13 protein-coding genes are annotated in these 12244 nt (G+C 68.8%); all 13 read left to right on the top strand.

From position 1 onward, the window contains the following. Window positions 1-38 precede the first annotated feature (38 nt). A complete protein-coding gene (locus ACIBFB_RS18065; protein WP_397231442.1) occupies window positions 39-2888 on the top strand; it encodes a hypothetical protein in 2850 nt (949 codons plus the stop codon). Window positions 2889-3374: 486 nt separating this feature from the next. Beyond that, on the top strand, window positions 3375-3746 hold the full coding sequence (rpsL, locus tag ACIBFB_RS18060) for a 30S ribosomal protein S12 (RefSeq protein WP_014912437.1): 372 nt from the start codon (window positions 3375-3377) through the stop codon (window positions 3744-3746). Window positions 3747-3748: 2 nt separating this feature from the next. Further along, window positions 3749-4219: a 30S ribosomal protein S7 gene (gene rpsG, locus ACIBFB_RS18055; protein WP_017598533.1), complete on the top strand. Its 471-nt coding sequence runs from the start codon at window positions 3749-3751 to the stop codon at window positions 4217-4219. Window positions 4220-4258: 39 nt separating this feature from the next. Next, a complete protein-coding gene (fusA, locus tag ACIBFB_RS18050; RefSeq protein WP_397231439.1) occupies window positions 4259-6370 on the top strand; it encodes an elongation factor G in 2112 nt (703 codons plus the stop codon). Between the two features lie 82 nt (window positions 6371-6452). Beyond that, on the top strand, window positions 6453-7646 hold the full coding sequence (gene tuf, locus ACIBFB_RS18045) for an elongation factor Tu (RefSeq protein WP_397231437.1): 1194 nt from the start codon (window positions 6453-6455) through the stop codon (window positions 7644-7646). Window positions 7647-7894: 248 nt separating this feature from the next. After that, complete coding sequence (gene rpsJ, locus ACIBFB_RS18040) at window positions 7895-8203, top strand: 30S ribosomal protein S10 (RefSeq protein ID WP_358565284.1); 309 nt, start codon at window positions 7895-7897, stop codon at window positions 8201-8203. A gap of 12 nt (window positions 8204-8215) precedes the next feature. Then, a complete protein-coding gene (gene rplC / locus ACIBFB_RS18035; protein ID WP_358565287.1) occupies window positions 8216-8866 on the top strand; it encodes a 50S ribosomal protein L3 in 651 nt (216 codons plus the stop codon). Window positions 8867-8869: 3 nt separating this feature from the next. After that, window positions 8870-9538 carry a 50S ribosomal protein L4 gene (gene rplD, locus ACIBFB_RS18030; protein WP_397231434.1) on the top strand — a complete coding sequence of 223 codons (669 nt, stop codon included), beginning with the start codon at window positions 8870-8872 and terminating at the stop codon, window positions 9536-9538. Continuing rightward, window positions 9535-9825, top strand: a complete 291-nt coding sequence (gene rplW, locus ACIBFB_RS18025) for a 50S ribosomal protein L23 (RefSeq protein ID WP_075928305.1) — start codon at window positions 9535-9537, stop codon at window positions 9823-9825. The genes rplD and rplW overlap by 4 nt, the downstream gene beginning before the upstream one ends. Window positions 9826-9881: 56 nt before the next feature. After that, window positions 9882-10721, top strand: coding sequence for a 50S ribosomal protein L2 (gene rplB, locus ACIBFB_RS18020; protein WP_017598540.1), 840 nt, complete (start codon window positions 9882-9884; stop codon window positions 10719-10721). Window positions 10722-10733: 12 nt separating this feature from the next. Beyond that, on the top strand, window positions 10734-11012 hold the full coding sequence (gene rpsS / locus ACIBFB_RS18015) for a 30S ribosomal protein S19 (RefSeq protein ID WP_073700518.1): 279 nt from the start codon (window positions 10734-10736) through the stop codon (window positions 11010-11012). 72 nt (window positions 11013-11084) lie between these two features. Next, the gene (gene rplV, locus ACIBFB_RS18010) at window positions 11085-11453 is read left to right on the top strand and encodes a 50S ribosomal protein L22 (protein ID WP_075928304.1); all 369 of its coding nucleotides are present in this window, start codon (window positions 11085-11087) and stop codon (window positions 11451-11453) included. Then, window positions 11453-12244, top strand: a complete 792-nt coding sequence (gene rpsC, locus ACIBFB_RS18005) for a 30S ribosomal protein S3 (protein WP_397231430.1) — start codon at window positions 11453-11455, stop codon at window positions 12242-12244. Before rplV ends, rpsC begins: the two co-directional genes overlap by 1 nt.

Here is a 12244-nt window from a genome sequence, read left to right as displayed (position 1 = left end):
AGAGGGCGCTTCGGCGCTGTCGGGAGAGCAGGCACACAGTGACTGAAAACGGGGGCGGACGGGACTCGGCCTCGCGGGACGGGGACTCGTGGTTCAAGCCGAGCGAGAACCGCTACCGCTCGCAGTCGGAGTACCAGGACCCGATGGAGGACGGGACGGCCGGCGACACGGTCTTCCCGGACAGCGGAGGCTACGCGGGGCTGAGCACCTCGCGGCCACCCATGGTCGAGCCGTACCCGGAGGCGCTCGGAGGACCACCGCAGCCGGGCCCGCCGACTTCGGGCGCCATCTCCTACCCCGGTGCGGGGGCGTCGGCCTACGAGCCGCTGACGCGGATCCCGGGGGAGCCCGACCCGTACGACGAGCCGAGCATCCCGGGGATCGCCGCGAGCGCTGAGGTGCCGCTGCCGCCGGAGGCCCCGGAGGACACCGGTCGGGGCCGCGACCCGTGGTCCGCCGAGTCCTCCGACGCGTGGGCGGCCGAGCCGTGGTCCGCCGACGGGGCCGACGACGGCGCGGCCCGCGCGGACGACGAGCCGTGGGCGCCCGGCGCCTCTCCGGACCGGAGCGTCGAGCCGGGGTCCGGCGCCGAGGGCTTCGGTGAGAGCCCCTGGCCGACTGAGGCGTCCGGGGGAGATGAGGACGGTTGGTCCCCGCCGCTCGCCGGCACATCCGCCGCCCTGGTGTCCGACGAGCCCTTGAGCCCCGAGCCGTTCGCGCCGTCGGGCGGGTCGGCCTGGGGAGCCGGGTCGGGTGTCCGTGAGGAGCCGTGGGCCCCCGATCCGTCGGGGGGATCCGACGAGCCGCCGTGGTCCCCGCGCGTCGACGTGCCGTCCGCCGGTGAACCGTGGGGCTCCGAGGCCTCCCCCGACGGGGGCGCCGCGTCGCGCATCGGCGGTGAGGAGCCGTGGTCACCGGACGACGACGCTCCCTGGTCCGCCGATTCCGGGTCCGTCGGAGACGACCGCCCGTGGTCGCCCGACGCCGCCCTCGACGGGGGCGTCGGTTCGCGGTCCGGTGGTGCGGGCCCCGGGGAGGCGCCCTGGTCGCCCGAGGCGGACGCGGACGGATGGTCGCACACGCTCGCCGGCGGGTCCCCTGCCCCGGAGTCCGACGATCCTCTGTCGCCCGAGCCGTTCGGTGCGTCCGGCGGGTCCGCGTGGGACGCGGAGTCCGGCGTGCGTGATGAACCGTGGTCCACGGGACCGGACCACGACGCTCCCTGGTCCGCCGACGGCGCGGCCCCCGCGAGCGGAGAGCCGTGGGCTTCCGACACCTCCTTCAGCCGGGGCGACGAGCCGGGGCCCGGCGAGGAAGCCTGGTCCGCGCCCGTGTCGGACGAGCCGTTGACCCCCGAGCCGTACGGTGCGTCCGGCGGGTCCGCGTGGGACTCCGGGTCCGCTGTGCGCGACGAGCCGTGGCCGTCCGGGAGGGCGGGGGGCGCGGACGATGCGCCGTGGGCACCGGACGCCTCCCTCGATCAGGACTTCGACACGCGGTCCGGTGCTTCCGGCCGGGCTGAGGAGTCCTGGTCCCGGTCCACCGACGATCCGCTGTCGCCTGAGCCGTACGGTGCGTCCGGCGGGTCCGCGTGGGACTCCGGGTCCGCTGTGCGCGACGAGCCGTGGCCGTCCGAGGGGGCTTCCGGCGATGCCCCGTGGGCACCCGACGCCGCCCTGGACGGCGGCGTCGGACCCCGGCCCGGCGGCGCGGCTCCGGCCGAGGAGTCCTGGTCGCCGTCCGGGTCCGCGGCGCCGGACGAGGCCCTGAGCCCCGAGCCGTACGGTGCGCCGGGCGCGCCCGAGTGGGACGCGGAGTCCGGCGTGCGGGACGAGCCCTGGACGCCCGACGCCGCCCTCGACCGCGTCAACGACACCTGGTCCTCGAACACCCCCGCGGCCAGCGAACCCTGGACCCCCGGAGACGGCGGCCTCGGGGCCCGGACCCCGAGCCCCTCGGCGAGCGGTCCGGACACCTGGGAGGACGAACTCGGCCCGCGGTCGGACGCGCCCTCCTCCTGGGACGGACGCACCGAGGACCTGGACACCTGGGCCGGGGCGGGCGGTCCCGCGACGGACCGCTACGACGACGAGCTCTCGCCCGCGCCCGGCGGCGGCACCGGCAACACGTGGGTCTTCTCCCGCGAGGACGCCCGTCTGCCCGAGTCGGTGCGCGAGGCCGAGCGCCGCCGCCGCGAGAGCGGACCCGCCCAGCCCGAGTACCGGGACTGGGGCGGGGACTCCGGAGAGCCGGACGACGACGGCCCGGGTGAGCCGGCCGGTGCGACGCAGATGTTCGACGCGCTCTCGTACGACGAGGCGCAGGACGCCTACGCCGGCCAGACGTACGACTCGCGGTACCACGACACCGGCTTCGACGGCGACCCCGACGAGGTCTACGAGGACGAGGACGCGTACGACGACCCCGCCCCGGGCGTTCCGTCGGACCTCGGCCCCGAACCGGATCCGGAGCCGGATCCCGCGTACGACGACGGCTTCACCCCGGCCGACTACGGCATGCCGGTGGACCGGTCGAAGGCGCGTCGGAGGCGCGACCCGATCGCGGGCGACTTCCCGGGCTTCGACGACCGTCCGCCCGGCGGCGAGGCGGGCGACGCCTACCCGGGCTACGACAGCATCGACTTCCTCGCCGACACCGAGCGGGGGGCGCTCGTCACCCTGTGGCTGGGGCTGGCCTCGCTGCTGCCGGGCATCGGCCTGGCCACCGCGGTCCTGGCGCTGTTCGTCACCGGCCCCAAGGCCAAGCGGGCGATCCGCGGTTCGGGGGGCACGCTCGACGGACTGGGCTTCATCACCACCGGTACCGTGTTCGCGGTGATCGGCATCCTGGTGACGGTGATCTCCGTCGCTCTGTTCCTCGTCCTCTAGCACACCGGCCGCCTTCCCCGGGACATCCCGGGGGAGGCGGCCGTGCACGTGTGGGCGACTCCATCCCCCGTCCCTGGGGAAACCTGGGACGAAACGAGCGACGAAGCGCGTAGACTGGGGGGGACCCACGGCTACGCGAGGATCGCAATCACGGTTCTCGCCATGTCGCACACCGTTTTGACCGTGTACTCGGCGAACGGTAGCCTGTGTGATTGTGCCCGTGAGTCGACGGGTCACACGTGTGTGTGCGGCGCCTTTCGCCCGACCGGGAGCGGCTTGACCCTCCCGAGGTTCGGCACTGGCGTGCCGCTCATGTGAACCCCCTCCCAGCAACGGCCCCAGGCCGGGTGTGTTCGGCTTCGCCATGCGCCAGAACAGGCGCGACACGCCCGACATCGGGGGTCGGGGAGGTTCGGGAAATCCAGCAGGTCAATAGCGATATCGGCTACGAGAACCGGCGTAGGTCACGAGGAAGACGGAGACGCGGTGCCCACCATCCAGCAGCTGGTCCGTAAGGGCCGACAGGACAAGGTCGCAAAGAACAAGACCCCGGCGCTGAAGGGGAGTCCGCAGCGTCGTGGTGTGTGCACGCGTGTCTACACCACTACGCCGAAGAAGCCCAACTCCGCTCTGCGGAAGGTCGCTCGCGTGAAGCTGAGCAGCGGCATCGAGGTGACTGCCTACATTCCCGGCATCGGTCACAACCTCCAGGAGCACAGCATCGTGCTCGTCCGTGGTGGTCGTGTGAAGGACCTGCCGGGCGTCCGCTACCGAATTGTCCGCGGTTCGCTCGACACCCAGGGTGTCCGGGGCCGCAAGCAGGCGCGTAGCCACTACGGCGCCAAGAAGGAGAAGTAAGCATGCCGCGCAAGGGCCCGGCGCCGAAGCGCCAGCTCATCACCGACCCGGTCTACGGCTCGCCGCTCGTCACGCAGCTGATCAACAAGGTGCTGCTCGACGGCAAGCGCTCCATCGCCCAGCGCGTCGTCTACGACGCCCTGGAGGGCGCTCGCGAGAAGACCGGCCAGGACCCGCTCGTCGTTCTCAAGCGCGCCCTGGACAACGTCAAGCCCGCGCTCGAGGTCCGCAGCCGCCGCGTCGGTGGCGCGACCTACCAGGTGCCGGTCGAGGTTCGCGCCTCCCGGTCCACCACGCTGGCCCTGCGCTGGCTGGTCTCCTACTCGCGTCAGCGTCGTGAGAAGACCATGACCGAGCGTCTGATGAACGAGCTGGTCGACGCCAGCAACGGTCTCGGCGCGGCCGTCAAGAAGCGTGAGGACACGCACAAGATGGCCGAGTCGAACAAGGCCTTCGCTCACTACCGCTGGTAAAGCGGCTGGATCGGAACAGACCGAGGGACGACGAGCCTCATGGCTAAGACTTTGCTTGACCTGGCCAAGGTGCGAAACATCGGCATCATGGCCCACATCGACGCGGGTAAGACCACGACGACGGAGCGCATCCTCTACTACACCGGTGTCACCCACAAGGTGGGTGAGGTCCACGACGGCGCCGCCACGATGGACTGGATGAAGGAGGAGCAGGAGCGGGGTATCACCATTACCTCCGCTGCCACCACCACCCACTGGGCCGACCACACCATCAACATCATCGACACGCCCGGCCACGTCGACTTCACGGTCGAGGTCGAGCGTTCGCTGCGTGTCCTGGACGGTGCGGTCGCGGTGTTCGACGCCAAGGAGGGTGTGGAGCCCCAGTCGGAGCAGGTCTGGCGTCAGGCTGACCGCTACGGCGTCCCGCGTATCTGCTTCGTCAACAAGATGGACAAGATCGGCGCCGAGTTCCAGCGCTGCGTGGACATGTTCCGCGAGCGTCTGGGCGCCAACGCGATGCCGATCCAGCTGAACATCGGTGCCGAGAGCGACTTCAAGGGCGTCATCGACCTCGTCCGCATGAAGGCCTACGTCTGGAACGAAGAGGCCGCGCTGGGCGAGATGTACGACACGGTCGACATCCCGGACACCCATGCGGACGCCGCCCGCGAGGCGCGCGACCAGTTCATCGAGACGCTGGCCGAGGCCGACGACGAGATCATGGAGCTGTTCCTGGAGGGCCAGGAGCCCACCGTCGAGCAGCTGGTCCCGGCGATCCGCCGCGCCACCATCTCCGGTACCGCCGTGCCGGTGCTCTGCGGCACCGCGTTCAAGAACAAGGGCGTCCAGCCCCTGCTCGACGCGGTCACGGACTACCTCCCCTCGCCCCTGGACGTCGAGGCCATCGAGGGCCACGACCCCAAGGACGAGACCGAGGAGACCAAGCTCTCCCGCAAGCCGAGCGTCGACGAGCCCATGTCCGCCCTGGTCTTCAAGATCATGAGCGACCCGCACCTGGGCAAGCTGACCTACGTGCGCATCTACTCCGGCGTGCTCCAGACCGGCACCCAGGTGCTGAACAGCCTCAAGGGCCGCAAGGAGCGCATCGGCAAGATCTACCGCATGCACTCCAACAAGCGTGAGGAGATCGGCGAGGCGGGCGCGGGCGACATCGTCGCGGTCATGGGTCTGAAGGACACCACGACCGGCGAGACGCTGTGCGACCAGTCGGCTCCGATCGTCCTGGAGTCCATGTCGTTCCCGGCTCCGGTCATCGAGGTGGCCATCGAGCCGCAGACCAAGAGCGACCAGGAGAAGCTGGGCATCGCGATCCAGCGCCTGGCCGAGGAGGACCCCTCCTTCCAGGTGGCCACGGACGACCAGACCGGCCAGACCGTGATCTCCGGCATGGGCGAGCTGCACCTCGAGGTGCTGGTCAACCGCATGCGCGACGAGTTCAAGGTCGCGGCGAACATCGGCAAGCCCCAGGTGGCGTACCGCGAGACCATTCGCAAGAAGGTCGAGGGGCACGTCTACACCCACAAGAAGCAGACCGGTGGGTCGGGCCAGTTCGCCAAGGTCAAGATCAACATCGAGCCCCTCGAGACCGAGAGCGGCGACGCTACCGGCTACGAGTTCGTCAACGCGGTCACCGGTGGCCGCATCCCGCGGGAGTACATCCCGTCGGTCGACGCGGGCTGCCAGGAGGCCGCCGAGCTGGGCGTGCTCGCGCACTACCCGCTCGTGGGCGTCAAGGTGACCCTGACGGACGGTCAGTACCACGAGGTCGACTCCTCCGAGATGGCCTTCAAGACCGCCGGCTCGATGGCCTTCAAGGAGGCCGTCAGGCTCGCGAAGCCCACGCTGCTGGAGCCGGTCATGGCCGTCGAGGTCACCACTCCCGAGGACTACATGGGCGACGTCATCGGCGACCTGAACTCCCGTCGTGGACAGATCCAGTCCATGGACGAGCGTTCCGGCGTCCGGGTCGTCAAGGCCCAGGTTCCTCTCTCCGAGATGTTCGGCTACGTGGGTGACCTTCGTAGCCGCACGCAGGGTCGAGCCAACTACTCGATGGTGTTCGACTCCTACGCGGAGGTTCCGTCCGCTGTCGCCCAAGAAATTGTGGCGAAGGTCCGCGGCGAGTAGTCGCCCGCGGACACGTAACCAGCCCGCTCCCGCGGCCGCGGGGGCGGGCACCAGATAGCTCTGTACGTCTAGGAGACATCCAGTGGCGAAGGAAAAGTTCGAGCGGACTAAGCCGCACGTCAACATCGGCACCATCGGTCACATTGACCACGGCAAGACCACGCTGACCGCGGCCATCACCAAGGTTCTGCACGACGCGTACCCGGACCTGAACCCGTTCACCCCGTTCGAGGACATCGACAACGCTCCCGAGGAGCGCGAGCGCGGTATCACCATCTCCGTCGCCCACGTCGAGTACCAGACCGAGGCGCGTCACTACGCCCACGTCGACTGCCCGGGCCACGCCGACTACGTGAAGAACATGATCACGGGTGCGGCCCAGATGGACGGCGCGATCCTGGTCGTGGCCGCCACCGACGGCCCGATGCCGCAGACCAAGGAGCACGTGCTCCTGGCCCGCCAGGTCGGCGTGCCCTACATCGTGGTCGCCCTGAACAAGGCCGACATGGTGGACGACGAGGAGATCTTCGAGCTCGTCGAGCTCGAGGTCCGCGAGCTCCTCAGCGAGTACGAGTTCCCGGGCGACGACGTCCCCGTCACCAAGGTCTCGGCGCTCAAGGCCCTCGAGGGCGACGCCAAGTGGGGCGAGTCCGTCCTCGAGCTCATGAAGACGGTGGACGAGTCCATCCCCGAGCCCGAGCGTGACACCGACAAGCCGTTCCTCATGCCGATCGAGGACGTCTTCTCCATCACCGGTCGCGGCACCGTCGTCACCGGTCGCATCGAGCGCGGCATCGTCAACGTCAACGAGACCGTCGACATCGTCGGTATCAAGGACGAGAAGCAGACCACCACGGTCACCGGTGTCGAGATGTTCCGCAAGCTGCTCGACCAGGGCCAGGCCGGCGACAACGTCGGTCTGCTCCTGCGCGGCATCAAGCGCGAGGACGTCGAGCGCGGCCAGGTCGTCATCAAGCCGGGCACGACCACCCCGCACACCGAGTTCGAGGCCCAGGTCGTCATCCTGTCCAAGGACGAGGGTGGCCGCCATACGCCGTTCTTCAACAACTACCGCCCGCAGTTCTACTTCCGCACGACCGACGTCACCGGCGTCGTCACGCTGCCGGAGGGCACCGAGATGGTCATGCCCGGTGACAACACCGAGATGACCGTCAACCTCATCCAGCCGGTCGCCATGGAAGAGGGTCTGAAGTTCGCCATCCGCGAGGGTGGCCGGACCGTCGGCGCCGGTCGCGTCACGAAGATCCTCAAGTAGTACCCGGGTCGGGGTGGTGATTCGCCACCCCGACGCGGTGGTCGGGCCGTGTCCGCACGGCCCGGCCTCCGCACCACTCAAGACGTCATCGGGCTCTGTGACGGTGACGCACCGCAGGGGCAAGCCCTGTTGCGGTTTCTCAAGGGAATAGGGGCTCACGGCACACGGCGGTCTCCGCCGGGGCCTGGGCGTCTGTGACCGGGACAGAACACCGTTACGGACACTGAAGCGAAGGACGAACAGGCCACATGGCGGGACAGAAGATCCGCATTCGGCTAAAGGCCTATGACCACGAGGTCATCGACAGCTCGGCGCGCAAGATCGTCGAGACTGTGACGCGAACTGGCGCACAGGTCGCGGGCCCGGTGCCGCTGCCGACGGAGAAGAACGTTTACTGCGTCATCAAGTCGCCGCACAAGTACAAGGACTCGCGCGAGCACTTCGAGATGCGCACGCACAAGCGGCTGATCGACATCATCGACCCGACGCCGAAGACCGTCGACTCGCTCATGCGGCTCGACCTTCCGGCGGGCGTTGACATCGAGATCAAGCTTTAAGGACGCACAGACATGGCCACCAAGCAGATCAAGGGAGTTCTGGGCGAGAAGCTCGGCATGACCCAGGTCTTCGACGACGCGGGCAGGATCGTGCCCGTGACGGTTCTGAAGGCCGGTCCGTGCGTCGTGAGCCGCATCCGGACTCCGGACACCGATGGCTACTCCGCTATCCAGCTCGGCTACGGGCAGATCAACCCGCGCAAGGTGAACAAGCCGCTCGGCGACTACCTGCGCAAGAACGACCTGACCCCGCGTCGGCACTACGTCGAGGTCCGCACCGAGGACGCCTCCGAGTACCAGCTCGGCCAGGAGGTCACCGCGGACTCGTTCGAGAGCGGCCAGAAGGTCGACGTCACGGGTAAGAGCAAGGGCAAGGGCTTCGCCGGTGTGATGAAGCGCCACGGTTTCCGTGGTCTGTCCGCCTCGCACGGCACGCAGCGCAAGCACCGCTCTCCCGGTTCCATCGGCGGCTGCGCCACGCCCGGCCGCGTTTTCAAGGGCATGAGGATGGCCGGGCGCATGGGCAACGTGCGCAAGACCGTCCAGAACCTGACCGTCCACTCCGTGGACGCGGAGAAGGGTCTCATCCTGGTCAAGGGTGCTGTTCCCGGTCCCAACGGCGGTCTGGTGCTCGTCCGCACCGCTGTGAAGGGGGACAAGTAAGCCATGGCCGAGATCGAGGTCAAGAACCCCGAGGGCGGCGCCAAGGGCAGCGTCGAGCTGCCGGAGAGCGTCTTCGCCCAGCAGGTCAGCATCCCGCTGATCCACCAGGTCGTGAACGCCCAGCTGGCCGCCGGCCGTCAGGGCACCCACGCCACCAAGACCCGCGGCGACGTCCGCGGCGGTGGTAAGAAGCCCTACCGCCAGAAGGGCACCGGTCGGGCCCGCCAGGGCTCCATCCGCGCCCCGCAGTACACCGGCGGCGGCACGGTCCACGGTCCGCAGCCGCGCGACTACTCCCAGCGCACCCCGAAGAAGATGAAGGCCGCCGCCCTGCGCGGTGCCCTCTCCGACCGGGCGCGTCACGGGCGTATCCACGTCCTCACCACCTTCGTGGCCGAGGACGCCGACACCAAGCTCACGCAGACGGCCCTCACGTCGCTGCGTCAGGTGACCGAGTCCGACAAGGTCCTGGTCGTCCTGGCCCGCGAGGACGAGCACAACCGGCGCGCCCTGCGCAACCTCGAGGAAGTCCACATCCTCGACGCGGACCAGGTGAACACCTACGACGTCCTCTACTCGGACGACGTGGTCTTCACCGAGGCGGGCTACGCCGAGTTCCTGGCCCACGCGGCCGGTGCCAAGGCCGCGCAGTCCGAGGAGGACGACCAGTGAGGATCGCCGACCACCGGGACATCATCATCGAGCCGGTGATCTCCGAGAAGAGCTACGGGCTCATGGACGAGAACAAGTACACGTTCATCGTTCGCCCGGACGCCAACAAGACCCAGATCAAGATCGCGGTCGAGAAGATCTTCGAGGTGAAGGTCACGAGCGTGAACACGATCAACCGCAAGGGCAAGCGCAAGCGGACCCGCTTCGGTTACGGGAAGCGTCCGGACACCAAGCGCGCGATCGTCAGTGTCGCCGAGGGCGACCGGATCGACATCTTCGGTGTCTGACCTTCCGGGTCTTGACCGCTACACACAAGTAACACGTAAAGGAATGCGCGAAGAAGATGGGCATTCGTAAGTACAAGCCGACGACACCGGGTCGTCGCGGTTCCAGCGTGAGCGACTTCGTCGAGATCACGCGCTCGGAGCCGGAGAAGTCCCTGGTGCGTCCGCTCCACTCCAAGGGTGGGCGTAACGGCCACGGTCGCATCACCGCCCGCCACCAGGGCGGCGGTCACAAGCGGGCCTACCGCGTGATCGACTTCCGTCGCCACGACAAGGACGGCGTGCCGGCCAAGGTCGCCCACATCGAGTACGACCCCAACCGCACGGCTCGCATCGCACTGCTGCACTACGTCGACGGTGAGAAGCGCTACATCCTGGCGCCGGCCGGTCTGAAGCAGGGCGACCGCGTCGAGAACGGTCCGCAGTCGGACATCAAGCCCGGCAACTGCCTGCCGCTGCGCAACATCCCCACGGGTACGTTCGTGCACGCGGTGGAGCTCAAGCCGGGCGGCGGCGCCAAGCTCGGCCGCTCCGCGGGCTCCCAGATCCAGCTCCTGGCCAAGGAGGGCCGGTACGCCACGCTGCGTATGCCCTCCGGCGAGATGCGCATGGTGGAGATCACCTGCCGCGCGACCGTGGGCCAGGTCGGCAACGCCGAGCAGTCGAACATCAACTGGGGCAAGGCCGGCCGCTCGCGGTGGAAGGGCAAGCGCCCGACCGTCCGCGGTGTGGTCATGAACCCGGTCGACCACCCGCACGGCGGTGGTGAGGGCAAGACCTCCGGCGGACGGCACCCGGTCAGCCCCTGGGGCAAGAAGGAAGGCCGGACCCGGGCCAAGAACAAGGCCAGCGACAAGCTCATCGTGCGGCGTCGGCGTAGCGGTAAGAAGAAGCGGTAAGGAGCACGTCTGATGCCACGTAGCCTGAAGAAGGGTCCCTTCGTCGACGACCACCTGATCAAGAAGGTGGAGACGCAGAACGAGAAGGGGACCAAGAACGTCATCAAGACGTGGTCCCGGCGGTCCATGATCGTCCCGGAGATGATCGGCCACACGATCGCCGTCCACGACGGTCGCAAGCACGTCCCCGTGTTCGTGTCCGAGTCGATGGTCGGCCACAAGCTCGGCGAGTTCGCTCCCACGCGTACTTTCCGCAGCCACGTCAAGGAAGACCGCCGTAGCCGCCGTTAGCGGTTGCAGCAGGAGAAAGAACCATTTCTCCACGGTGAGTGGAGATGAATTTCCGTGAGCGAGGGAAGAGCGATGGGAACGAGGGCTCAGGCACGGTTCGTCCGTGTTACGCCCCGGAAGGCCCGCCGGGTGGTGGACCTTATTCGCGGGTTGCCCGCTGACGAGGCACAGGCGGTGCTCCGGTTCGCGCCCCAGTCGGCGAGCGAGCCTGTTGGCAAGGTACTGGCCAGTGCCATCGCCAACGCTGAGCACAATGACAAGCTGGACCGTGAGTCGCTGGTGGTCGAGCGCGCGTGGGTGGACGAGGGTCCGACCCTGAAGCGCATTCGTCCGCGAGGCTTCGGCCGAGCCTTCCGGGTGACCAAGCGCACGAGCCACATCACCGTGGTCGTCGCTGAGGACTCGGGCGCCTCGTCCAAGACGAAGGAAAGGACCCGATAGTGGGGCAGAAGGTTAACCCGCACGGGTTCCGTCTCGGTGTCACCACCGACTTCAAGAGCCGCTGGTACGCGGACAAGTCCTACAAGGACTACGTCAAGGAAGACGTGGCGATCCGCCGGATGCTGACCCGCGGCATGGAGCGCGCGGGCATCTCCAAGGTCGAGATCGAGCGCACCCGTGACCGTGTCCGCGTGGACGTGTACACCGCCCGGCCGGGCATCGTCATCGGCCGCCGCGGCGTCGAGGCGGACCGCATCCGGACCGACCTGGAGAAGCTGACCGGCAAGCAGGTGCAGCTGAACGTCTTCGAGGTCAAGAACCCCGAGATCGACGCGCAGCTCGTCGCCCAGGGCGTCGCCGAGCAGCTGAGCAGCCGTGTGGCCTTCCGCCGCGCGATGCGCAAGGCCATGCAGAGCGCCATCAAGAGCGGCGCCAAGGGCATCCGCATCCAGTGCGGCGGGCGTCTGGGCGGGGCTGAGATGTCCCGTTCGGAGTTCTACCGCGAGGGTCGGGTCCCGCTGCACACGCTGCGCGCCGACATCGACTACGGCTTCTTCGAGGCCCGTACGACCTTCGGCCGCATCGGCGTGAAGGTCTGGATCTACAAGGGCGACGCGCCCGCGACCCGCGCCGAGCGCGAGGCGGCCCAGGCCGCCCAGCGTTCCGCCGGTGGCGGCGGCGGTCAGCGCCGTGAGCGTCCGCAGCGCCGCCGTCGCGGCGGCGGTGGCGGCGGCCAGCAGGGCGCCGAGTCCAAGGCCCCGGCCGAGTCCGCGAAGACCGAGGGGAGCTGA

It is taken from the genome of Nocardiopsis sp. NPDC050513, from assembly GCF_044457925.1.
Classification (GTDB): Bacteria; Actinomycetota; Actinomycetes; order Streptosporangiales; family Streptosporangiaceae; genus Nocardiopsis.
The sequence above is the reverse complement of the archived record's forward strand: the minus strand, read 5'-3'. Positions and strand labels throughout refer to the sequence as shown.

Bases quoted from the DNA above. Each gene is read 5' to 3' on its own strand.
- rplV (WP_075928304.1), top strand. From the start codon at position 11,085: ATGGGAACGAGGGCTCAGGCACGGTTCGTCCGTGTTACGCCCCGGAAG.
- rplB (WP_017598540.1), top strand. From the start codon at position 9,882: ATGGGCATTCGTAAGTACAAGCCGACGACACCGGGTCGTCGCGGTTCC.
- rplC (WP_358565287.1), top strand. From the start codon at position 8,216: ATGGCCACCAAGCAGATCAAGGGAGTTCTGGGCGAGAAGCTCGGCATG.
- rpsG (WP_017598533.1), top strand. From the start codon at position 3,749: ATGCCGCGCAAGGGCCCGGCGCCGAAGCGCCAGCTCATCACCGACCCG.
- rpsJ (WP_358565284.1), top strand. From the start codon at position 7,895: ATGGCGGGACAGAAGATCCGCATTCGGCTAAAGGCCTATGACCACGAG.
- fusA (WP_397231439.1), top strand. From the start codon at position 4,259: ATGGCTAAGACTTTGCTTGACCTGGCCAAGGTGCGAAACATCGGCATC.
- rplD (WP_397231434.1), top strand. From the start codon at position 8,870: ATGGCCGAGATCGAGGTCAAGAACCCCGAGGGCGGCGCCAAGGGCAGC.
- rpsS (WP_073700518.1), top strand. From the start codon at position 10,734: ATGCCACGTAGCCTGAAGAAGGGTCCCTTCGTCGACGACCACCTGATC.